The following is a 23,258-nucleotide window of genomic DNA, read 5'->3' as shown; positions in this document are numbered from 1 at the left end:
GCGGGCGGGAACGACAGCTGACGGGTCAGCGGCGTGTGGCGCGCAGCCTGTCGGTCGCCGCGCGGTCCACGGTGACGCCCTCCGGGTCGTTCTGCGGGTCACCCGTGACGACGACGCCGTACAACCGCGCGGCACCGTCGACGGTGACGTACTCGTCGCGCACGTCACGGCAGACGGCATCCGGATCGCGAGTGAGCGGGTCTCCGAAACCGCCGCCGGCGTTGGTCACGTATCGCAGCACGGAGTTCGAGCGGCTGGTGTTGGCGTTGGTGAACGGAAAGTGGAACTCGCCACCCGGCGACGGCAGGTTCGTCTCGGGATCGATGACACCCGCCCAGGCGTTCGCCCTCCGGTAGGACGCCGTGTCGTTCGACGGGTAGGCCGGAGCGCCGTCATCCGCGGGCGGGAACAGCCACACGCCTCCGTTGCGGCCTCCCTCCGCGCCCGCGACGCCGAACCCGGCGAGCTTCTTGTGCCGCAGCTCGATGAGCGAATGGGCGGCATCCGTGCGCCACAGGGTGTCTTTGAGCATCGCGTTGCCGCCGCGGAACTCACCGGCGCCCCCGGTGTCCGGCACCGGCTCCATGCGCAGCATCACCACGGGGCTGTCCTTCTCGATGGCCTCGACGGCCGGCGCGACACCGTTGGCGAGGTATGACATCACCTGCGAGTCGGCGTCGCCGAAGCGGTTGGCGCCGTAGGGGCCGACCTCGCCGCCGCACTGCAGCGCCGACACCCAGGACGACCCGTCCGGGTGGGCGCCGAACGCGACGTGCAGGTTGGTGCCTCCGCGATCGCCGGCAACCGCATCCTGCCCCAGGGGCTCCTCCAACGCCCGCAGCACCGCACTGAGGATGACCAGGCTCTGCTCGAAGTACAGGAACACCGCGCCCTCTGGGGGCAGTGCCGAGATGACCGACGCCTCTGGCACAACGATGTCGATGTTGCGGAACATACCGGAATTGAAGCGGCCTCGGGGATCGAATGCATACTTCAGGGCGATGCCGAGGGCGGTCTTGACCTCCCAGATCGTCGCGTTGATGGTCGTTCGCGCCTGGCGGGACGTCCCAGAGAAGTCGGCCTCGATGCGGTCGCCCCGTTTGCGGATGGCCACCTTCACCGTGTAGTCCTCGGTGTCGTCGATGCCGTCGCAGTCGACGGAGTCCTCGCCGTGCCAGTCTCCGTCGGGAAGCCGCGAGATGCCCTCGGCCATGCGCTCGGCCGCGGCATCGCATGCGTGCCGCATGGCGCCGTGGAACGCCTCGAGCCCGTACCGCTCCACGGATTCGAGAACCAGCCGCTCCCCGAGGTCGAGGCTCGACACTACTGTCTGCATGTCGGGCATCAGGATCTCGGCCATGCGGACGTTGTCGAAGATGAGGTTCCAGGTCTCGGGCACGGCGACTCCCGCGCGCATAAGCAGCCGCGGCGAGAGGACGAGCCCGTTCTCGTACACGTTCTGCTTGCTGGCGCTGAAACCGCCGGGCACTGTGCCGCCCATGTCGAGCTGATGCGCGTTGAGCGTCACGAAGGCGATGATCCTGCCGTCACGGAAGACGGGGCGTGTGAAGACCACGTCGTTGTTGTGGTTGCCCGTGCGGTACGGGTCGTTGGCGATCAGGACATCTCCATCGGCGAGGTTCTCGACGCCGTACTCCTCGACCATGTTCGGCACGGCGTCGATAGTCGTCCCCGCCATAAGCACTATGCCGTTGCTCGCTGCAGGCACGGGGTAGCCGAGCTCCGGCGGTCCCGCGATCGTCGACGCCAGATCGTAGAAGTCCCTCAGCACCGGCGAGAAGGCGCCGGTGAGCAGCCGCACGCTCATGTGCTCCACGAGGTAGTCGAACCGGTTGCCGAGCACGGTCGCGGTGTAACGGTCGCAGGCGTACCGCTCGACGAACTCCGGCTCGTTCAGCTCGCGGATGCGGCGGGCGGCCCGGTCTTCCAGTGTTGTGCTCATCGGCTGGCCTCCTTGACGATGACGATCTCTCCGCAGCGGCCGATGGTCGCCGCCTGTCCCGGTCCGACGTAGGTCGTGCTCAGTTCCTCGCGAATGACCGCCGGACCGCGCACCCGCGCACCCGTGGTCAGTTTCGACCGCGTATACCAGGGCGCCTGGATCGGCTCCTCGGCGACGTGGGTGAGCGTGAACCGTCCCTCCTCGGCGGCGTCGAACGGCTCTGCTGCCGTGGCCGGCAGGTATTCCACCTTGTCTGCCGGGACCACGAGCTCCACACGGTAGGTCACGCCCTCCACCGGGATCATGTCGAAGCGGTTGCCGTTGCGTTGCTCGTACACGTCGTGGAACGCGTTGATCAGGCCGCCGATCGACTCGACGGTGATCGGGCCGTCCGGAACCGGGATGAACGGTGTCTCCCAGCTCTGCCCGTACAGCCGGCCATCGAGGCTGCGGCGGATCTGCAACCCCTCTGCTGCTGAGCCCAGGCGGCCGCGCAGCGACGCCTCCATCTCGGCGAACGAGGTATCGATCTGGTCGGCCGTGTGCTCCCCGAGCACCACGTACGCGGTGCGGCTCTCATGGAACACCTGGTCGGTGGAGAGAAGGCCGAGCGCCGAGAACAGACCGGGGTGCGGGGGGATGATGACCTCCCTGAGAGGCAGCAGCTCCAGCGCGGCGGGCAGCAGCATCCCGCCGGCGGCACCGTACGCCATCAGGCTGAAGTCCCGGATGTCGACGCCGTGGCGCACCGCGACGTTGAGGATCTCCTCCGACATGTGGGAGACCGCCAGCCGGTAGGCCGACCGCACCCGTTCGTCGAACGAGACGGGCGTGTCGAGGCTCTCGAAGGCTGTGCGCGCCGCGTCGACATCGAGTTCGAACTCCCCGCCGGCGAATCCCTTCCCCTCGAGGATGCCCATCAGCAGCACCGCGTCGGTGACCGCGGGTATCGTGCCGCCCCGGTTGTAGCTGGCCGGGCCGGGGTCGGCTCCCGCGCTGCCTGGTCCGACCTGGATTCCACCGCCGGGCGAGATCGTGACGAGGCTGCCGCCGCCCGCCCCGACGCTCGAGACCTCGGTCGACAGCGCGTTGATGATCAGGTCGTGCTCGATCTCGAAGGTGTTCTGCACAAAGGGCTTGCCGTCGAGGATCATCGAGACATCCGTCGAGGTTCCGCCGACGTCGGCGCACAGCAGGTTGCCACGACCGATTGCCCGGCCGAGGTGCGCACTCGAGATCGTGCCGGCCGCCGGGCCGGCGAACAGGATGCGGAACGGCCGGTCGAGCGCCTCTTCCCACGGCAGCAGGTTCGCGGCGCAGTCGGCGAAGTTCAGGTCGCCGACGAAGCCGAGCCGGCCCAGGTCGCGGTTGAGCGCTCCCGCGTAGTCGGTGAACAGCAGCTTCATCACAACGTCGATGACCGTCGTCGATGAACGCTCGTACTCCTTGGCGAGCGGCGACGTCTCGGAGGAGATGGAGACCGCGATGTCGTCGCCCAGTTCCTCGCGCACCAGCTCGCGCAGGCGCCGCTCGTGCGTGGGGTCGACGTAGGCGTTGATGAGGCAGATCGCGATGCCCTGCACGCCGCAGCGGGCCAGCACCCGCAGCTGTGAGCGCGCCTGCTCCTCGTCGAGCGCGATCAGGGTCTCGCCCTGCGCCGTCATACGCTCGACGATGCCGCGCCGCAGGTAGCGCGGCACGAGCGGCCGCGACACGTCGCCGAAGCTGCGGCGCCAGGCCGGGTCGGTCTGAGCATCGAGCGGCTTGTGGATGGTGCCGCGGTCGAGCACGTCGCGAAACCCGTCGGTGGCGAGGAATCCGACCTTGGGCAATCGCCGTTCGAGCACGGCGTTCAGGCCCATCGTGCTGGCGTGGTTGAAGACCGCGCTGCCGGCGACCCCGAGGCGGCGGGCGCCCTCGACCACCGACCCTGCGGGGTCGGTGCGGCTGCTCGGCACCTTGGTGACCTCGATCTTGCCGTTGCGGATGGCTACTACGTCGGTGAATGTGCCGCCGACATCGACTCCGAACATCTGTTCTGGTTCCGATCTTTCAGGTGGTGGGGACGAGCGGCGTGATCGGGCCGAGCCGGGGTGCAGGCGTCCGATCGACAGAGGTCAGGCAGAACGAGCACTTCACGACGTGCCACCATCCGCCTTCGCTCAGCGCGTCGTAGGACTGCAATCCGCTCCCCCCGCACTCGGGGCAGCTGCCCTCGACGGGGGTGCGCTCGACCGAGAGCGTCTTCTCGGCTGGTCGGGCGAAAGTGTGCATCTGTTCTCCTTCGAAGAGTGCCGCACGGCGACTCTGCGCCATCGGCGCCCGTCGTCGCCAGCGTGAAATCACCTGTCCCGCACGCGACGGATCACCCGCGTGCGTATTGTCATACTGTATGACATGATGGTCGTCACCGCACCCTGCCGTCAATGACGGCCGGGACAGAATTCTCAGCACTCAAAGGAGAGCGCCATGCGACATCGCCATCCCCTCGTGACCATCGCCCTCATCGGCGCCGGCGCCCTAGCGCTGGCCGGATGCTCGGCACCCGGCACGTCGAGCCCCCAGACCGCGGCGGATGCCGACCCGGCGGCTCCCGAGCAGAGCTCGGTCAGCGTCGCCACCTTCCGCGCCACGGCCGCCGCCCCGGTTCTCATGGGACAGGAGGCGAGCGACGACGCCTACGGGCTCACCATCGAACCTGCCTTCATCGAGAGCAGCGCGGCAGGCGTGTCGCAGCTCGTCTCCGGCGACGTCGACTTCGGCTTCTCGAGCTACTTCGGGGTGATCGACGCGGTCAACCAGGGCATCCCGCTGCGACTGGTGAGCGAGGATCTCGCGAGCGCACCCGACATCGTGACCCTCGAGGCGCTCCCCGGCTCCGGGATCACGGGACTGGAAGACCTCGAGGGCCGCAAAGTCGCCGTGCCTTCGCTGAACTCGAGCCTCGACATCAAGATCACGTACGCCATGACCGAGGCGGGTCTCGATCCCGACACGGTCGAGTTCGTCGAGCTCCCCTACGGCGAGGTCGGCGCTGCCCTCGAGACGGGCACCGTGGACGCCGGGTCGCTGCAGGGTGTCGCCCAGGCCACTGTCCGCGACACACTGGGCACCGAGGTCGTCTTCGACTACGGCTCCGGCGAGTTCGAGGGCTTCGCCGAGTCGGGATGGCTGGTCACCCAGTCGTTCCTCGACGCCAACCCGAACACCGTGGCCGCGTTCCAGTGCACCGTGCAGGCGGGCGCCGAGGCCGCGATGAACGACGACGAGGCCTACACCGCGATGCTCAAAGACGACCTCGGCTACGACGACGCGGCCATCGCCGCGACGGTGAAGCCGTCGATCATCTCGGGCCTGCGAATCGAGGCCCTGCAGCAGAGCCCCGACATGCTGTTCACCCTCGGGCTGATCGACGAGGAGTTCGACATGAGCGCGATCGTCGTGCCCTTCCCCGAGGACTGCTGACGCATATCGACAGATGACTCCGACGTCGGACGGCCGATCCGCCGATCCGGTGTCTGGCGGCCCCGCCGGCGGCGGGGCCGCCTGCGTTTCAGGCGCGGTCCGCGTGCTGGCGGTACGCCGCCGGCCAGATGCCGTGGCGACCCGGCGAGAGGATGCCGTTGGGGTCGACCGCGTCTTTGATCGTCTCGACGAAACGCCGGTATGCGTGGTCGTTGAAGGAGTACTGCGCCGAAGCCGTGTCCATGAAGTCGAGGTGTGCGCGGTATTCCCCGTACCCGAGCTCGCCGATCTGGCCGACGAGCGACTTGATCGCTGTGTAGGTGTGACGCATGCCGTCAGGGTCGTCCAGGAACAGGCTGAGGTTGCAGACGAAGGTCGCGGTCCGGTCGTTGGTGATCAGAAGCGCCGCCGAGAGGCTGTGGTTCAGCTCGGTCTCGGTGAACCGGCTCATCATCCGTTCCACCTCGACGATGTCGCGTCCGATGAGCGGCACCACCGGCGAGAACCCGATGTGCCCGAGGTTCGGGGGCAACGAGTCCCACAGGTCCATCGTCGGGATGCCCGCCTGCACCTTGTCGGGAAAGTCGGCGATCTGATCCCACTCGTCGCCCGCGAAGGTGCGCGAGTGAATGACGTCAGAGCCGTCGAGGGCGGACCACGCCTCTCTGATCTTCGCGACCTGATGGTCGACCACGACCCGGTCGCCCCAGACCGCGCCGCGCATCCCCCAGCGTCCGAGGCCCGAGTCGTCCGCCATCGCCTGCAGTTCGGCCTCGGGCAGCGGGCCGTGCGAGAGCTGCTCCGCGAAGACCGGGTTCTGCATGGCCAGAGCCGGGAGGTTGAACAGGCACGGCACGCCGCGCAGCGCCCCGCTCAGGCGGAGGTTCCGGATGATGTCGACCGCCTGGCCGAGCTGGTCGTGACGCGGCACGGTGAGATAGAGCGGCGCGTATGCTTCTGGCCGGCGCATGAGCCAGTAGCCCATACGCGTCACGATGCCGAGGTTCGACTGGGTGAACAGCGGGTCGAGCGTCGGTCCCAGCCCGCGTTTGTACAGGTGCCACGCCTTGCCGTCCGGGAGCGCGCCCATCCCCGTGCGCAACAGCTCGCCGTCGGGGAGCACGATCTCCATGCCGCAGGGCGCCTGGAAGTCTGCGCCCTGGGGCAGATAGGTAATGCCGTTGTCGACCGAGTTGCCGATCACGGAGCCCCAGCCGATGTCGGGCACAGAGACCATGAGGTCGTCGTTGCCCGACGCGTGAAGGGCGTCGACGAGGTCGAACCAGCGCACGCCGGGCTCGACCACCGCGACGGCTAGATCGCCGTCGATCTCGAGCACCCGGTTCATGCGGCGCAGACTCACCAGAACCGAGCCCGCCAGGCGCGGAGCGGGGCCGCCGTAGGCGTTGTTGCGTCCCTGCGACGAGGTCCACAGAGGAACGTGGTGCTCGTTGGCCACGCGGACGATCGCCTGCACCTGCTCGGTCGAGGTCGGAAAGAGGACGGCCCCCGAGTCATACGTGCTGTCGTCGGGGATCCAGTACGGGTCGCGCATCGCGTCACGGTCCGCGTCGTCGAGGTGAATGCCGTCCTCCCCCACGATCGAGCGGAACGCCTCGATCGCGACATCGGAGAGGAGGCCGGACGCCGACGCCGTCACGACTGCCGCCCGACGAGTGCGACGTCGACGTCCTGATTGCGAACCGTGTCGAGATAGGGGAAGCGCGACACCGTCGCGCGGATCCTCTTCTGACGGGTTCCGGGATCCCCCCAGAGCACCTCCACCTCACTGCCGACCTCTGCGTATGCGGTGTCGATGGAACAGAGCGAGATCATGTCGCGGTAGTAGTACGAGTAGGCCCGGCCAGAGCTCACGCCGACCTCGTCGTCCCCGACGAGCACTCGGTCGGCGAAGAGGTTGGTGCCGCCGTACTCGAACGTGAAGTGATTGGGCTCGTCGATGGGCCGGAAGGCCTCGCCGGCCTCGAACTGCGAGCGGGTCACGTCGAGGATGTCGTCGACGTTCCAGACCAGGGTCACCATACGACGCGCGTCGGCGGCTACGATCTTCTCGAGCGCCGCACGCCCGACGAAGTCGTGGTCGAACCTGATCATCTTCGACCAGCCCAGCTCGACCGGGTTGCGATACCGCAGACGCGGGTCCGGCCCCATGCTCCCGCTGAACTTGTCGCCGTTGAGCTGTTCGGCCTCCCCCATAACGGCCCCGAGGAACTGCATAAAAGCGGGGTCTTCCCCCCAGGGGTAGTTGAAGTGGTAGAACGCCTGCGGAAAGCCGTTCTCGGTGTGGTTCATCAGATACGCATGGATGCCGAGCTGCCGGATGCCGAACGGCTCGCCCGCCCGCCGAATGGCGCCGTAGACGTCATGGGCCACCTCGACGGGGCCGTGGACCTCGTAGGCGAGGCTGCCGCCCATGCCCATCCGCAACACACGGACCTCCGAGCCGGCGATCGTGCTGGGGCGGTGGCGCATAAAGGCGATGTCTCGCAGGTCCTCGCCCGTGGCGGCCTCGAGGATCTCGAGAGACCTGGGCCCCGCGATCTGGAACAGGAAGGTCTGCCCCGTCTGCTGCTCGGGCACAACGTCGTAGCCGCCCTTCATCAGCACGAAGTCCAGATACGGCGAGAGCCAGTAGGTGATGAAGTCGTCCTCCCCGAGGCGCAGCAGCACACCGTCGGCCATCACGCTGCCGTCTTCGGTGCACATGATGCCGTGCTTCCCACTGCCGATCGGAAAGTTCTCGAACGAGTTGACCATGTGGTCGGAGAGGAACCTCAGCGCATCCGGCCCTGTCAGGCGCAGGGTCGGTGTGGGGTTCAGGTTGCCGTGGATGTAGGCGGTTTCCTTCCACGACATCTGCTCGTCACGCCATCCGGTGAACTCGTACGGCATCGCGAACGGGCGCCCCGATCCCGTGTAGAGACCCACATTGGGGTCCCGCGGCACGAAGGGCGAGTGCGGAAGGATCTGAGGCTGCGGCGCTGTCGGTTCGCTCACGGAGGGTCTCCACTTCGTTGTGTAGGTTCTCGAAGCCTAGGGAGAGCAGCACCGCGCTCGTAGGGTAAGAACACCCGTGGTCTACCTGAAATGGCGCGTGGGCGAGGCTATGCCGGGCCCGGCACCATCCGCGAGGAGCGATTTGTGCAGCTGGGCGGGCTAGATCCTTCGCTCAGACGAGACCGGGTGTTCACGCTTGCTGGCCCGCGGAGAATCCTGTCCAGCGGAGTTCGGGGCGGAGGTGGCTCATGTCGTTGTACATGCTGATGCTGGGCAGGGTCCCTGGCCGGTACTCGATGACCGTGAGGGCAGCGTTCGCGCTGCTGAGACCGAGCCACCGCACAGGTGGCGCGTCGAGGGCGTCGCGGACGAGCCAGGCGATGGGGTAGGCGTGGGTGATGAGGACTTCGTGGATGTCCTCATCGCCATCGGGCGCCGTGGCGAAGCGTGCGGTGAGACTCTGGGCGATCTTGTGACCGGCGGCGGCTTCATCGTTGTCGTATCCGTCGAAGAACGGTATCCACGTCGCTGGGGTCTCGTCAGGGGTGGGAACGTAGGGCACGTGGTCGACGAGTTCCTGGGCTTCACCGCGCGTGGTGTTCCCGCCGAGGAAGATGTCGAGCTCCGCGGCGCTCACGGCGGCTCTCGGCAGCGGTGAGTGCCAGACGGCGTCTATGGGCAGATGAGCGAGGCGCTTGCCGAGGAGTTGGGCTTGTTCGCGGCCCGTGGCGGTCAACGTTCCGAGGGCGTCGGCTTCGCCGTGTCTGGCGATGTACAGGTACCTGGTTGCCATTGCGTGTTTCGGGGATGCCCGGTTCGGTCACGCCCCGTTCTCCTTCCTGGGAGGGGTTCGAGCGGTGGTCACGCGGGGGTGACGGTTCCCGCGGCGCCGTCGAGGGTGATGCGGTCACCGTCATGGATGCGCTGCATTGCGCCCGCGACGCCGAGGACGGCGGGAATGCCGTACTCGCGGGCGACGATCGCGGCGTGCGACAGGGCCCCGCCGGTCTCGGCGATGACGCCCGCGGCGATGGTGAACAGGGGTGTCCAGGCGGGGTCGGTGTAGGGGCAGACGAGGATCTCGCCGGGGTGCACGTGGCCGAAGTCCGACAGGCCTCGCACGATACGGGCCTGCGCGGTGACGACACCGTGAGATCCCGGAGTTCCGGTCAGCATCGTGCCGGGGGTGATCGGCTCGAAGGATGAAGACGGAGGTAGAGAGGCGGTGATCGGTCGTGCCTGCAGAATCCATATCTCGCCGTTGGCGATGGCCCACTCGACGTCCTGGGGGCCGCCGAGCAGCGCGGCGATCCGTGACCCGAGTTCGGCGAGAGATCCCGCGTCCTCGTCGCTGAGTGCGCGCGCGGTTCGCGTCTGCTCGCTCACCGGGCTGTTGGTGAGGCCCGCGACATCCTGATTCAGGTCGATTCGTGCCTCTTTCCGTCCGATCGTGACCCGCACGGTGCCGTCCGGCGCGACCTCGTACCTGTCGGGGGCGACCGTCCCGCTCACGACAACGAGCCCCAGGCCCCAGGATGCTTCGACGCGCGTCGAGCCGCCTTCTTGCGCGGGAGTGAACATGACGCCAGAGACGTCGGCAGCGATGAGTCGCTGGACGAGCACCGCCATATCCAGGCGCGAATCACCCGTGTTGCCCGCGCTCCGGTTCCAGTAGTCGGTGACACGCGAGGAACGTGCGGATGCCTGGCAGGCGGTGATGGCCTCGCAGACATCGGCGGCACCGCGGACGCCGAGGATGCTCTCGTACTGCCCTGCCGCGGACGCACCTTCGGTGTCCTCGTTCACCGCGGAGGAGCGAACCGCCACCACCGGATCCCCCATCCGTCCGAGTTCACAGGCAACCGCGTGTCTGAGCGCATCGCGGAGCGCATGATGCGCGCGCCCCTCGAGGGGCGCGCGGTCATCGAATGGCACCACGAACCCATCGGGGACAGGGAGCCCTTCGCTCAGGAGCACGGACAAGGATGCTGCTTTGCCGCCGCAGTGGGCCCGGGTTGCTACCCGGAGAGGTATGAGCATATCTCCATCCATCAACATTATGTTGACAACAATGTGTTGATGCTAGCAGGATGGAGCCGTGGAGCACAGACACGACGTCGACCAGTCAGGCAGCACCGAGCACTCGCAACTGCGACGCGAGCGCAATGCCCAGGAGCGGCTTCTGAACCTGGGGGCAGACAGCCTCGCGCCGCGCCCCTGGCGCCCCGACCCAACGCCGCCGACAGCTGTCGACCTCACCCAGTTCGCGTTATGGAAGTCCGCAGATCTCGCAGCGGACGATCTGCTCAGCGCACTGGCTCTGCTCCCTGCCGCGCGCTCAGAAGTGGAGGGGATGGAGATCGGTCTGATCTTCAGCGCGCGCACCGCCGGACTGACCTGGGCGCAGATCGCCGAGGCCATGGGTTTCCACTCGCCTCAGGCATGCCAGCAGTACGTCACCCGCCTCAATACGAGACGAAGCGAACGCCTATGACCTGCGACTCGGAACCACGGCTCCTGTTGTTGCACGCCGTGCGGCTGCTCGGCTTCGCCGACACCGCGGTGATAGCAGCTCGCGCAAGGATCACGATGGGTGCCGCGGCGGACTTGTTGCGGAAGGCCGAGCGCCTGGGGTGGGTGCAACACGTCTCGTTCGCTGACCTCCGGGGCTGGTCGCTCACCGACACCGGAAGGATCGAGAACGAGCGCCAGCTCGCCACCGAACGTGAGAGCGCCGACCCGGAACATCAGATCGCCGCGACCTACCGGGCCTTCCTTCCTCTCAACTCTCGGCTCCTCCGCGCCGTCACCGACTGGCAGATAGCACCCACCGACACGGATGCGTTCGCACCCAACGACCATTCCGACGGTCATCGGGATGAACGTATCCTCGCCGAACTCACTGAGCTCAGCGCGGCGCTCGTGCCACTCGTCGAACGGCTCTCTGATGTGCTGGCACGGTTCGACGGCTACCCCGAGCGCTTCCACGTTGCTCTGAACAAGGCGAAGGACGGGCACCTCGAGTGGATCGACAGGACCGACATCGACTCCTGCCACCGTGTCTGGTTCGAGCTCCATGAGGACCTCGTCGCCACTCTCAGTATCGACCGCCGCACCGAGAACACAGACGGTTCCGAGTAGGCCACGCTGTTATCAAGCAGCTCGGCTGGAAAACCGTGAACGTCTGGGTTCGATCCGCTCCTGATCGACTGCCAGCGCCTCTACAAGACCACCGACACCCCACGGAAAGCGCCTGGCCAACCAGACCTTCATCACCGGCATCGACATCAACGAAGACGAGGAAGCAACCCTCAGCCTCGCGGAGCCGTTCGCCGTCACAGCAAGCGAAAACACCCATGTCAGGGGTTCGACTAGGTCTGAAATGGTGGAGCCTAGGGGAATCGAACCCCTGACCTCCTGCTTGCAAAGCAGGCGCTCTACCAATTGAGCTAAGGCCCCGTCTTTGGGATGATGCTTTGTGGACCGTGTTCACACACAGCGTGGGGCTACCAGGACTTGAACCTGGGACCTCTTCGTTATCAGCGAAGCGCTCTAACCACCTGAGCTATAGCCCCGTTTGGGCAGATCCGAGACTACCTGAATCTGCACGGATTTCCGAATTGAGCCGCTACTGGTTGGTGAAGCCGACGAGAAGCCCGCCCGTCATCTTCACACTCAGGTTGTAGAGCGCCGAACAGATCGCGCCGAGCGCCGTCACCACGATCAGGTTGAGGATCGCGATCACAACGGCGAAGCCCATCACCCGTCCGAGATTGAAGAACGCGGTCAGGTCGTTGCCCACGCCCGCGATGTCACTGTAGAGCCCATTGATCTGTTCGAAGATACCCGTGCGGTCAAGCACTGTGTACACAAGAAAGAAAACCACGATGGTGACGACGGCGAGTGCGATCGCAACGAGAAACGACAGCTTCACAGCTGACCAGAAGTCGATGTAGACGAGCTTGAGCCGCACCTGCTTGGTGTTCGTGCGTTTCTTGGACTTCTTCGCGAGCTTCTCGGCAACGCTTGTGCTCATATTCAAGCTTCTTTCTGGGACTCTTCGCCGCCATCGGCTTCCTCTTCGGGAGCGTCAGCTTCTTCTGCGACAAGGTTTCGGTCACTGTTTCTGGCCAGGGCGATGATCCGGTCGTCTTCCGCGAACCTGGCGAAAACGACGCCCATGGTGTCCCTGCCCTTGGCGGGAACCTCGGCCACGGCAGAGCGTACCACCTTGCCGCTGGCAAGAACCACAAGAACCTCGTGGTCCCCGCCCACGATGAGTGCGCCGGCGAGGTCGCCGCGATCGTCGTTCAGTTTGGCCACCTTGATGCCCAGTCCGCCGCGGTTCTGCAGTCGATACTGGTCGACGGCCGTGCGCTTCGCGTATCCGCCCTCTGTCGCCACGAACACAAAGGCGTCAGCACCGTGCTCTTTGGGCACAACGGATGCCGAGAGCAGTTCGTCGTCCTCTCTGAAGTGCATTCCGATGACACCAGAGGTCGAGCGGCCCATCGGGCGCAGCGTTTCGTCTGAAGCTGTGAATCTGATGGACATCCCCTTGCGAGACACCAGAAGCAAGTCGTCGTCCTCTTCGACGAGCAGGGCCTCGACCAGTTCGTCGTCTTCGCGCAGATTGATCGCGATGATGCCGCCGGAGCGGTTGGTGTCGTATTCGCTGAGCGCGCTCTTCTTCACGAGGCCGCGGCGCGTGGCGAGCACAAGATAGGTCGCCGCCTCGTAGTCACGGATGTCGAGGATCTCGGCGATCTCTTCATCGGGCTGCATCGCGAGAAGGTTGGCGACGTGCTGACCTTTCGCGTCGCGGCCGGCCTCCTGCACCTCGTACGCCTTGGCCCGGTAGACCCTGCCCTTGTTGGTGAAGAAGAGCAGCCAGTGGTGGGTGGTGGTGACGAAGAAATGATCGACGACGTCGTCCGCCCGCAACTGGGCGCCCTTCACGCCGCGGCCGCCACGATGCTGACTGCGATAGTTGTCGCTTCTGGTGCGCTTGATGTAGCCGCCTCTGGTGACCGAGATCACCATCTCTTCCTCGGGAATGAGGTCTTCCATCGACATGTCGCCGTCGAAGCCCATCATGATCTCGGTGCGACGGTCATCACCGAACTTGTCGACGATCTCTGTGAGCTCTTCGCTCACAATCGTCCGCTGTCGCTCCGGACTCGCGAGGATCGCCTTGAAGTCGGTGATCTTGGCTTCGAGCTCCGTCGCCTCATCAACGATCTTCTGGCGCTCGAGTGCGGCGAGCCGACGCAGCTGCATGGCGAGAATCGCATCCGCCTGCAGCTGATCGATCTCGAGAAGCGTCATCAGTCCCTCTCGGGCCTCGTCAACAGTGGGTGACCGGCGGATGAGGGCGATGACCTCGTCCAGTGCGTCGAGTGCTTTGAGATATGCACGCAGGATGTGCATACGGTCTTCGGCCTCGTCGAGCAGGTACTGCGTTCGCCGGACGATCACCTCGATCTGGTGGGCGACCCACGCCGTGATGAAGCCGTCGAGGGCGAGAGTGCGCGGAATGCCGTCGACGATGGCCAGCATGTTCGCGCCGAAGTTGTCTTGCAGCTGTGTGTGCTTGTAGAGGTTGTTGAGCACGACCTTCGCCACGGCGTCGCGCTTCAGCACGATGACAAGACGCTGGCCGGTTCGCCCTGACGTCTCGTCGCGGATGTCGGCGATGCCGCTGAGCTTTCCGTCCTTCGTGAGTTCCGCGATCTTGATCGCGAGGTTGTCAGGGTTCACCTGGTACGGGAGCTCGGTGACGACGAGGCAGGTGCGACCCTGGATCTCTTCGACGTTGACGACGGCACGCATCGTGATCGACCCGCGGCCTGTGCGGTAGGCGTCTTGGATCCCCTTGATGCCGAGCACCTGGGCGCCCGTCGGAAAATCGGGTCCCTTGATTCTCTTGATCAGCGCCTCGAGCAGCTCCTCGCGGGGTGCATCCGGGTTCGCCAGGTGCCACAGCGCACCCTCGGCGACCTCACGCAGGTTGTGCGGCGGGATGTTCGTGGCCATGCCGACGGCAATGCCGACCGAACCGTTGACGAGCAGGTTCGGGAATCGGGACGGGAGGACAGCGGGCTCCTGAGTACGTCCGTCGTAGTTGTCTTGGAAGTCGACGGTGTTCTTGTCGATGTCTCTGACCATCTCGAGCGCCAGGGGCGCCATCTTGGTCTCGGTGTATCGGGGTGCTGCCGCGCCGTCGTTTCCCGGGGATCCGAAGTTCCCCTGCCCGAGGGCGAGTGGATATCTCAGGCTCCACGGCTGCACCAGCCGCACGAGAGCGTCGTAGATCGCCGAGTCGCCGTGCGGGTGGAACTGGCCCATCACGTCTCCGACGACGCGAGCACACTTCGAGAAGGCCTTCTCCGGCCGGTATCCGCCGTCGAACATCGCATAGATCACACGACGGTGGACGGGCTTGAGCCCGTCGCGCACCTCTGGCAACGCGCGGCCGACGATGACGCTCATCGCGTAGTCGAGGTAGGAACGCTGCATCTCGAGCTGAAGGTCGACCTGGTCGATCCTGCCGTGGTTCTTGAAATCGGCAGCGGCCTGGATCTCTTCAGCCGTCGGTTCGGCACCGCCCAGCTCTGCGCCTGTGTTCGATCCCGGATTCGTTTCGTCAGCCATCTGTCTCTAATCTCTGTTCTGTCGTGAGGTGCGCATACGGCGTCTGGCAGGCGACACGAGTCGCGCCCACCGGCGGAAGAGCGCTAAATGTCGAGAAAGCGCACGTCTTTGGCGTTCTTCTGGATGAAGCTGCGCCTTGACTCGACGTCTTCACCCATCAGGGTCGTGAAGATCTCATCCGCGGCGGCCGCGTCGTCGAGTGTCACCTGCAGCAGGGTCCGGGTCTGCGGATCCATCGTGGTCTCCCACAGTTCGCGGTAGTCCATTTCGCCGAGTCCCTTGTAGCGCTGGATCGCGTTCTCCTTCGGAATGCGCTTGCCCTTCGTCTGGCCGTCGATGAGCAACGCGTCGCGCTCACGGTCGCTGTAGACATACTCGTGCTCGGCGTTCGACCACTTGATGCGATAGAGCGGCGGTTGCGCGAGATAGACGTAGCCGAGTTCGATCATGGGCCGCATGTACCGGAACAACAGCGTCAGCAGAAGCGTTGTGATGTGCTGGCCGTCGACATCCGCATCGGCCATCAGCACGATCTTGTGATACCTGGCCTTGTCTGGGTTGAAGTCCTCACCGATGCCGGCGCCGAAGGCCGTGATCATCGCCTGGACCTCATTGTTGCCGAGCGCGCGGTCGAGCCTGGCCTTCTCGACGTTCAGGATCTTGCCTCGCAGGGGAAGGATCGCCTGCGTCTCTGGATTGCGTCCCTGGACGGCCGAGCCGCCGGCCGAGTCACCCTCGACGATGAAAATCTCTGAGATCGAGGGGTCTTTCGACTGGCAGTCCTTGAGCTTGCCCGGCATTCCGCCGCCCTCGAGCAGCCCCTTGCGGCGAGCGGTCTCCCTGGCCTTGCGTGCCGCGAGTCGCGCGGTCGCCGCCTGGATGGATTTGCGGATGATGTCTTTCGCCTGGATCGGGTTGCGACCGAACCAGTCCCCGAGCTGATCACCGACGACCTTCTGCACAAAGGCCTTCGCCTCGGTGTTCCCGAGCTTCGTTTTGGTCTGACCCTCGAACTGCGGTTCGGCGAGCTTGACCGAGATCACTGCGGTCAGACCCTCGCGCACGTCGTCGCCCGACAGGTTGTCGTCTTTCTCCTTGAGGATGTTCTTCTCACGGGCGTATCTGTTCACGAGGGTGGTGAGCGCCGCACGGAAACCCTCTTCGTGTGTTCCGCCCTCGTGAGTGTTGATCGTGTTCGCATAGGTGTGGACGCTCTCGTTGTAACCTGTCGTCCACTGCATCGCGACCTCGAGCGCGATCTTGCGGTCGGTGTCTTCAGTCTCGAACGAGATGACCTCGTCGTTGACGACCTCGATCTTCTTGGCCGAGTTCAAATACTCGACATAATCGACGAGCCCGCGCTCGTAGTGAAAGACGTTGTGCGGCTGCCTGTCCGGTGTCTCTGGCGAGTTGTCTTCGTCGATGGCCTCGCTCGGTCGCTCGTCGGTCAGCTCGATGCGCAGGCCCTTGTTGAGGAAGGCCATCTGCTGAAAACGGATGCGCAGGGTCTCGTAGTCGAAATGAACGGTCTCGAAGATGTCATCGTTCGGCCAGAACGTGATCGTCGTTCCGGTCTCGTCGGACGCCTCGCCCTTCTCGAGGGGCGCATCCGGCACGCCGTCGTGGAATGACTGGCGCCACACGTGACCCTGTCGCTTGACCTCGACCTCGAGTCGGTGGGAGAGCGCATTGACCACGGAGCTTCCGACGCCGTGGAGCCCACCCGACACCGCGTATCCGCCGCCGCCGAACTTTCCGCCGGCGTGCAGCACGGTGAGCACCACCTCGACCGTCGATCGACCCTGGGCCTTGTTGAGATCGACCGGAATACCGCGCCCGTTGTCAACCACTCTCACCGCTCCATCGGGAAGGATGGTGATAACGATGTTGTCGCAGTACCCCGCAAGCGCCTCATCGACCGAGTTGTCGACGATCTCATAGACCAGGTGATGCAGGCCGCGGGGACCGGTTGAGCCGATGTACATTCCTGGCCGCTTGCGTACGGCCTCGAGTCCCTCGAGAACCTGGATGTCGTCTGCGCCGTATGCGTTGTGTGACGCGTCGTTCTGAGGTTCTTCAGACATATGGAATTGGGCTCCAAACCGTGGTGGTGAACCCGGCAATTCTATCAAGAACGCCACCCCCGTGGGGCTCAAATGGCTGTCTGAGGCATTTTCTTCTGCCGCGTGACCAGATTTGTCTGGTTAGCCGTAGGTATCGCGCACGCCACGCCCCTGAACCGATCTGGGGCCCCGTTTGAAAGAGGGGACGTTGGGTCCGAGAAAACGTATGCCGTCGATGCCGGCTCTCGGATAGCGGGTGATGATGTGTTTCAGTATTTCTGTGCGCATCAGTCGCAGCTGTGTGGCCCACGCCGTCGACTCGCACTGCACGGTGAGGGTTCCACCCTCGATTCCGACCGGTGCAGAGTGCTTGGCCGTGTCTTCACCCGCGATGTCCGTCCAATGCGCGACGAGCTCTGACTGCTCGAGTGGCGATTCCCATCCGAGTTCACTCGTGAGCTGTTCGACGACATCGCCGAGCCCCTTCGGATCACGCCCGCGGCCGAAGGGAACGCTGTCGCCCTCGCGGATCACACGTCTCTTGCGCTGACGGTACGCCGGCCGGTCACCGCTGAAGAGCGCCTTCAGACGTTCATAGACGCGGACCGATTCGTCATCTGCTGCCACTGGCTCAGTCATCTGCAGACGTCTCCGTCTGGGAACCGACAGGTGTTGACACCTGTGCAGACGGGCGATCTTCGACAGCTGTCGACGCACGATCCACGATGCGTCCGTTGTCGATGTACACGGTGTGTGCAGCGAGTGACTCAGGCACATCGGCCTCGACCGCTGCCGTGACGAGAACCTGTTCGTAGTTCGCCACGGCTGTCGCCAACCTCGCTCGGCGGTGCTGGTCGAGCTCGGCGAAGACATCGTCGAGGATGAGAACCGGATCACCGAGTGACGAATCGCGTCGCAGAAGTTCCGCCGAAGCCAGCTTGAGCGCCAGGGCGAACGACCAGGACTCGCCGTGACTCGCATATCCCTTGACGGGCAGGGAGTTGAGCTCGAACAGAACGTCATCGCGATGCGGGCCGACGAGCGTGAGACCACGATCGAGCTCCTGCCGGCGAGCTCTCTCGAGTGCCGCCCTGAAACGGGCGCCGATGTCTGCCGAGCCGTCGGCATCCGCAGAACTCGTCAGGGCTGTGTCGTTCGAGCTCACCATCAGCGGTGCGGACTCGTCGTTGCCTGCGCCGTCGATCGAGAGCACCGACGTCAGTGTCGGGCCGTGGTCATCGCCCACCACAGACGCATAGGCGTCCTTGATGGGTCCGGCCAGCGATCCGACCAGTGCGATCCGCTGCTCGACGATGACAGACCCGAGCGAGACGAGTTTGTCATCCCAGATGTCGAGCGTCGACAGTTGTCTCTCGCGCAGGCCGGACGCCCGCGCGGATTTGAGAAGCGTGTTGCGCTGTTTGAGGGCACGTTCATAGTCGGTGAGCACACCGGCGAGACGAGGAGAACGGAGCACAAGGAGCTGATCGACGAAACGACGGCGCGACGAGGGATCACCGCGGACGATGCCCAGGTCTTCTGGCGCGAACAGCACACTCGAGAAATACCTGGGCAGTTCTCTCGGTTTGATGTGCGACCGGTTCACCTGGGCCCGATTCTGGCCCTGGCGATTGATCTGCACCTCGGCGAGCAGTTCGCGGCCGGCGTGCGACAGACGTGCGCGGATGATCGCCGCGTCCTGCCCTGCCCGGATGAGAGCCTGATCCGTTGACACACGGTGAGAACCGAGCGTCGACAGGTATCCGAGGGCCTCGACGAGGTTCGTCTTGCCCTGCCCGTTGCGTCCGATGAAGAGATTGGGGCCGGGCTGCAACGCCACATCGGCCGCCGCATAATTGCGGTAGTCGCTGAGATTGAGGTGGCCGACGATCACATCACCAATCGTAGGCGCACGAGCAGACGGAAGGTCTCGAGACCGGTCAGCGTTCTGCCGGCTTGACGGCGTGGCCGCCGAACTGGTTGCGCAGAGCGGCAACGGCCTTCATCGCTGGCGACTCGTCTTGACGTGAACGGAAGCGGGCGAAGATCGAGGCTGCGATGGTGGGCATCGGAACCGCGTTGCTGATGCCCTCTTCGATCGTCCAGCGACCTTCGCCTGAATCGTCGACCCAGTCCTCGATCCTCTCGAACTCCGGATCGGCCTCGAGGGCGCGCACAAGCAGTTCGAGCAGCCAGGACCTCACAACCGTCCCACGCTGCCAGGCTTTGAACGTTCCCGGTACGTCTCTGATGATGTCTTCACGCTTCTCGAGAAGCTCGTAGCCTTCGGCGTACGCCTCCATCAGGGCATACTCGATGCCGTTGTGCACCATCTTCGCGTAGTGGCCGGCGCCGACTTCGCCGACGTGCACAAAACCCTCTTCTCGTGGTCCCTCAGGGCGAAGGGCGTCGAATACCGGCATGACCCGGTCGACCTGCTCCTTCGGACCACCGACCATCAGGCCGTAGCCGTTCTCCAGACCCCAGATCCCCCCTGATACCCCGGCATCGATGAAGTCGACGCCCTTCTCAGCGAGTTCAGCGGAGTGCTTGAAGTCTTCGGTGAACCGGCTGTTGCCGCCGTCGATCACAAGATCGCCCGGTTCGAGGTGACCGGACAGCTCGGTGATGACACCGCCGGTGATGTCACCCGCCGGAACCATCACCCAGATCGTTCGGGGTGCGGGCACCACCGCGACGAGCTCAGCGAGCGATGCGACGTCTGAGACATCCGGATTGCGGTCGTATCCGGTGACCTCGATGCCGCTGTGCCGCAGGCGGTCGCGCATGTTTCCGCCCATGCGACCGAGTCCGACGAGTCCGATATGCATGTTTCGCACCCTTCTTGCCAGCGGGGCCGGCGTTTCTCAGCGGAGCAGCAGGTTCGGCTGCAGCAAGTACTTGAAACTGTCTGCGCCCGGCTGGTCTTTCGACGACTGGCTCGTGATGAGCATGGGGCCGGGTTTGTTGGTGTTCTCGCTCTTGGTGAACGAGAAACGCACGAACTCACTCCGAACGGCAGTGAGGCCGTCGATGAGAAAAGCCGGTTTGAGGCTGAGCACGATGTCTTCACCGGTGAGCAGAGCGTCAACCGATTCGGATGCCTGCGCAGCTTCTGAGCCGATGGCTTCCATCGTCAGTCCGTCGATGGTGAACGTGAATCTCAGCGCGGCTTCGCGTTCGAGGACCAGGGAGACACGGCGAACCGCTTCGATGAGCTCGCCCGTGTTGATCACCGCGTAGTTGTCGGTTGTCTCAGGAAAGAGCCGCTTGACGGGCGGGAACGAGCCCTTGATGAGAAGCGACGTGACGGTTTTCTTGTCTGCGGTGAACGCGATGAGTTCGCGATCGTCTTTGTTCGTGAACGAGACCGAGATCGTTCCCGCGTGGCCGAAGGTCTTGCCGACCTCTTGCAGGGTTCGCGCCGGAACGAGCGCGTTGAGCGTCTCAGACGCCGGGTTCTCGCCGTGGTCCCAGTTGATTTCGCGAACGGCCACACGATAGCGGTCTGTCGCGACGAGACCGATGCGATTGTCGGTGACCTCGAGCTGCACACCGGTGATGACCGGTGTCACATCGTCCCGCGAGGCGGCCACCGCGACCTGGGCGATCGCTGTGGCGAATTCGTCAGCGGGCACGAGCCCCGTCTGGCCGGAGACGACCGGGACGCTCGGGTATTCCTCGACCGGCATCGAGAGAAGAGTGAACTTCGCCGAGCCGCAGGTGACGAGAATGCGATTGTCATCGGTTGTGAACTGCACAGGTGCGCTCGGAAGCCGGCTCGCGATGTCGGCCAGGAGGCGACCCGAGACGAGAATCGTGCCCTCTTCTTCGACCTCGGCTTGAATCTCGGTTTGCGCAGACACCTCGTAGTCGAAGCTCGACAGTGTGAGCCCGTTCTCGCCCGCCTCGATCAGCACACCGCTCAGAATCGGAAGCGTTGTCCGCTGCGGCAGCAGCTTCACAGCAAATGAGACCGCTTCGCTGAAGACATCACGATTGACGCTGAACCGCACGATGTATCCCCTGTCATTTCAAGCTTCAAGTGGTCACCATGTTAGTGGCCACACACCCGTGTTGTGTTTTTTGTGATTCTCCGGCTCGGGTCAGAGGTGTGGTTGTGCACAAGGTTGGTGGCCGGATTGATTAACGAAGACTTCTTTAACGGTCTTAACCGCTGTGGAAACTGTGGATAACTCGCGACACGCTTGTCTCCCTCGGAGAACTACAACCGTGTGAGTTGTGTGCGAGTTGTGGGCACCGCAGAGATGAGCGTCTCGGGCGCACTGTCCGTTCGGACCCGTTGTTCACATCCTCCGTCGTCTCCTCAACAGCTCCGGGCCGGTTGTTCCACAGTTCTCCACAAGTTATCCACATGTGTATGAATGCATGAAGCGGCATAGAAGAAGAGTCCATGACGTGACAGACATGTATGCCGGTCATTCCGCAGGTGAACGGGACAGTGCGGCGGGTGTGCGGTGACTCTGTCAGCTGCTCCACGGCGTCGACAGGTCTGGGAAGGTCTTCGTCAGTGGTTGAAGCGGTGGCCCTGCTTGATGCGACTGGTGAGCTCGGTGACCTGGTTGTAGATCGACCGGCGTTCCTGCATAAGATCGCCGATCTTCTTATTGGCATACATCACCGTCGTGTGGTCGCGATTGCCGAAGAGCTGACCGATCTTCGGCAGTGAGAGGTTCGTGAGTTCGCGGCAGAGATACATGGCGATCTGCCTGGCCGTAGCGATCGCCTGTGACCGGCTCGAGCCGTAGAGGTCATCGACGGTGAGCTTGAAATAGGCGGCGGTGGTGTTGATGATGTCGACCGGTGAGATGACGTTGTCGTCGTCGAGGGTGATGAGATCTTTCAGCACGGTCTGCACGAGGGCCATGTCGACGGGGGTGCGGTTGAGGCTGGCGAACGCCGTGACCCTGATCAGTGTTCCTTCGAGCTCGCGGATGTTGCTTGACACCTTCGACGCGATGAACTCGAGCACCTCATCGGGGATCTGCAGTTTCTCGCTCTGCGCCTTTTTTCGCAGGATGGCGATCCTGGTCTCGAGGTCCGGCGCCTGGACATCCGTGATCAGGCCCCATTCGAAGCGTGACCGCATACGATCTTCGAAGCCGGTGAGCAGCTTCGGGGGGAGGTCAGAGGTGATGACCACCTGTTTGTTGTGGTCGTGAAGATTGTTGAATGTGTGAAAGAACGCTTCCTGCGTCTCTGCTTTTCCCTGCAGAAACTGGATGTCGTCGATCAGCAGAATGTCGACGTCTCGATATCGCGCCTGGAAAGCCGCACCGCGGTTGTTCGCGATCGAGTTGATGAAGTCGTTTGTGAACTCCTCACTCGACACGTATCGCACTCGAATCCCTGCATAGAGGCTCATCGCATAGTGACCGATGGCATGGAGCAGGTGGGTTTTGCCGAGGCCCGATTCCCCGTAGACGAAAAGAGGGTTGTATGCCTTCGCCGGTGCTTCGGCGACGGCGACGGCTGCGGCGTGTGCGAACCGGTTCGATTGACCGATCACGAAATTGTCGAACGAGTACTTCGAGTTGAGCCTCGTGTCGTTCTGTCTGGCCGGCAGTATCTGCTCACTCATCTGACTCGACCCGCCGGTCTGGTGGTCCCCGTATGCCGGCACGTGGTCCACGTATTGACGCGGCTGCTGATGTTGTGAGGGATTGGGAGTCTGAGGTTCGTAGACCTCTTCGAGGATCTCAGGATTGACCACCACGGCGAAAGTCGTTGCACCGTGAGTTTTCTCGAGGGTGCCGATGGCCTTCAGCAGGGGTGCGCGCATACGCATGTTCAACTGCCCGGCGGTGAACTCGTTCGGAACCTCGAGATAGAACGTTCCCGACATGATGCCCTTCGGCACAACCAGGTTCAGGAACCCGTGGAGCGGTGGTGTGATCCGTTCGTCTTGCGCGAGAACGTCGAGCACGGTCTGCCACGTCGTTGCGATGGCCTCTTGCTCGTTTGACATGTCTCCCCATTTGACAACTTATTCACAGCGTTATCCACAGATGTTCGCACACCTCGGTAATGTCCGGGGATCGAGTGTACGGGGCTGGGGATAACTGAGTACCCCA

18 protein-coding genes and 2 tRNA genes are annotated in these 23,258 nt (G+C 64.1%); 3 read left to right on the top strand and 17 right to left on the bottom strand.

The features are described 5' to 3' along the window. Nucleotides 1-25 precede the first annotated feature (25 nt). From ACYVF5_RS00645 to ACYVF5_RS00635, 3 genes are read right to left on the bottom strand one after another with little or no spacing between them, the layout of a single operon-like run. On the bottom strand, nt 26-1,963 hold the full coding sequence (locus ACYVF5_RS00645; RefSeq protein WP_460942263.1) for a hydantoinase B/oxoprolinase family protein: 1,938 nt from the start codon (nt 1,961-1,963) through the stop codon (nt 26-28). Then, entirely contained in the window at nt 1,960-3,996 is a 2,037-nt protein-coding gene (locus tag ACYVF5_RS00640; RefSeq protein ID WP_460942261.1) for a hydantoinase/oxoprolinase family protein, read from the bottom strand. Before ACYVF5_RS00640 ends, ACYVF5_RS00645 begins: the two co-directional genes overlap by 4 nt. Before the next feature lie 19 nt (nt 3,997-4,015). Continuing rightward, complete coding sequence (locus ACYVF5_RS00635; RefSeq protein ID WP_460942259.1) at nt 4,016-4,237, bottom strand: hypothetical protein; 222 nt, start codon at nt 4,235-4,237, stop codon at nt 4,016-4,018. Between the two features lie 195 nt (nt 4,238-4,432). Here ACYVF5_RS00635 and ACYVF5_RS00630 point away from each other — a divergent pair, with 195 nt between their 5' ends. Next, a complete protein-coding gene (locus ACYVF5_RS00630) occupies nt 4,433-5,428 on the top strand; it encodes an ABC transporter substrate-binding protein (RefSeq protein ID WP_460942257.1) in 996 nt (331 codons plus the stop codon). An 88-nt stretch (nt 5,429-5,516) separates the two neighbouring features. Here the strand turns inward: ACYVF5_RS00630 and ACYVF5_RS00625 are convergent, their stop codons facing one another. From ACYVF5_RS00625 to ACYVF5_RS00610, 4 genes are all read right to left on the bottom strand, one after another. Then, nucleotides 5,517-7,088: an FAD-binding oxidoreductase gene (locus ACYVF5_RS00625; protein WP_460942255.1), complete on the bottom strand. Its 1,572-nt coding sequence runs from the start codon at nt 7,086-7,088 to the stop codon at nt 5,517-5,519. Then, a complete protein-coding gene (locus ACYVF5_RS00620) occupies nt 7,085-8,446 on the bottom strand; it encodes a hypothetical protein (RefSeq protein ID WP_460942253.1) in 1,362 nt (453 codons plus the stop codon). The genes ACYVF5_RS00625 and ACYVF5_RS00620 overlap by 4 nt, the downstream gene beginning before the upstream one ends. Nucleotides 8,447-8,636: 190 nt before the next feature. Beyond that, nucleotides 8,637-9,239 (bottom strand): histidine phosphatase family protein, encoded by a 603-nt coding sequence (locus ACYVF5_RS00615; protein ID WP_460942251.1) that lies wholly within the window; start codon nt 9,237-9,239, stop codon nt 8,637-8,639. 68 nt (nt 9,240-9,307) lie between these two features. Beyond that, complete coding sequence (locus tag ACYVF5_RS00610; RefSeq protein ID WP_460942249.1) at nt 9,308-10,486, bottom strand: PEP/pyruvate-binding domain-containing protein; 1,179 nt, start codon at nt 10,484-10,486, stop codon at nt 9,308-9,310. Nucleotides 10,487-10,544: 58 nt separating this feature from the next. Here ACYVF5_RS00610 and ACYVF5_RS00605 point away from each other — a divergent pair, with 58 nt between their 5' ends. Beyond that, nucleotides 10,545-10,940 carry a DNA-binding protein gene (locus ACYVF5_RS00605; RefSeq protein ID WP_460942247.1) on the top strand — a complete coding sequence of 132 codons (396 nt, stop codon included), beginning with the start codon at nt 10,545-10,547 and terminating at the stop codon, nt 10,938-10,940. Further along, the gene (locus tag ACYVF5_RS00600; protein ID WP_460942245.1) at nt 10,937-11,587 is read left to right on the top strand and encodes a transcriptional regulator; all 651 of its coding nucleotides are present in this window, start codon (nt 10,937-10,939) and stop codon (nt 11,585-11,587) included. Before ACYVF5_RS00605 ends, ACYVF5_RS00600 begins: the two co-directional genes overlap by 4 nt. A 242-nt stretch (nt 11,588-11,829) precedes the next feature. On the opposite strand, the gene ACYVF5_RS00595 is transcribed toward ACYVF5_RS00600, so the two are convergent. The 10 genes from ACYVF5_RS00595 to dnaA all read right to left on the bottom strand — a co-directional run bounded on the left by ACYVF5_RS00595 (nt 11,830) and on the right by dnaA (nt 23,152). Then, nucleotides 11,830-11,905, bottom strand: a tRNA-Ala gene (locus ACYVF5_RS00595). 42 nt (nt 11,906-11,947) lie between these two features. Beyond that, a tRNA-Ile gene (locus tag ACYVF5_RS00590) sits at nt 11,948-12,021 on the bottom strand. A 53-nt stretch (nt 12,022-12,074) separates the two neighbouring features. Then, nucleotides 12,075-12,482, bottom strand: coding sequence for a DUF3566 domain-containing protein (locus ACYVF5_RS00585; protein WP_460942243.1), 408 nt, complete (start codon nt 12,480-12,482; stop codon nt 12,075-12,077). Nucleotides 12,483-12,484: 2 nt separating this feature from the next. Then, nucleotides 12,485-15,100, bottom strand: coding sequence for a DNA gyrase subunit A (gene gyrA, locus ACYVF5_RS00580; RefSeq protein ID WP_460942241.1), 2,616 nt, complete (start codon nt 15,098-15,100; stop codon nt 12,485-12,487). Between the two features lie 83 nt (nt 15,101-15,183). Further along, nucleotides 15,184-17,184, bottom strand: coding sequence for a DNA topoisomerase (ATP-hydrolyzing) subunit B (gene gyrB / locus ACYVF5_RS00575; protein WP_460942239.1), 2,001 nt, complete (start codon nt 17,182-17,184; stop codon nt 15,184-15,186). A 120-nt stretch (nt 17,185-17,304) separates the two neighbouring features. Beyond that, entirely contained in the window at nt 17,305-17,802 is a 498-nt protein-coding gene (locus ACYVF5_RS00570) for a DciA family protein (protein ID WP_460942237.1), read from the bottom strand. Further along, nucleotides 17,795-19,057 carry a DNA replication/repair protein RecF gene (gene recF / locus ACYVF5_RS00565; RefSeq protein WP_460942235.1) on the bottom strand — a complete coding sequence of 421 codons (1,263 nt, stop codon included), beginning with the start codon at nt 19,055-19,057 and terminating at the stop codon, nt 17,795-17,797. The genes ACYVF5_RS00570 and recF overlap by 8 nt, the downstream gene beginning before the upstream one ends. A gap of 46 nt (nt 19,058-19,103) precedes the next feature. Then, complete coding sequence (gene gnd, locus ACYVF5_RS00560) at nt 19,104-20,003, bottom strand: phosphogluconate dehydrogenase (NAD(+)-dependent, decarboxylating) (RefSeq protein WP_460942233.1); 900 nt, start codon at nt 20,001-20,003, stop codon at nt 19,104-19,106. 27 nt (nt 20,004-20,030) lie between these two features. Then, on the bottom strand, nt 20,031-21,179 hold the full coding sequence (gene dnaN / locus ACYVF5_RS00555) for a DNA polymerase III subunit beta (RefSeq protein ID WP_460942231.1): 1,149 nt from the start codon (nt 21,177-21,179) through the stop codon (nt 20,031-20,033). A 512-nt stretch (nt 21,180-21,691) separates the two neighbouring features. Continuing rightward, nucleotides 21,692-23,152 carry a chromosomal replication initiator protein DnaA gene (gene dnaA, locus ACYVF5_RS00550; RefSeq protein WP_460942229.1) on the bottom strand — a complete coding sequence of 487 codons (1,461 nt, stop codon included), beginning with the start codon at nt 23,150-23,152 and terminating at the stop codon, nt 21,692-21,694. Between the last annotated feature and the right edge of the window lie 106 nt (nt 23,153-23,258).

The organism is Okibacterium endophyticum, from assembly GCF_054780075.1.
Note: the sequence above shows the minus strand (reverse complement) of the source record. Positions and strands in the feature narration are given on the sequence as shown.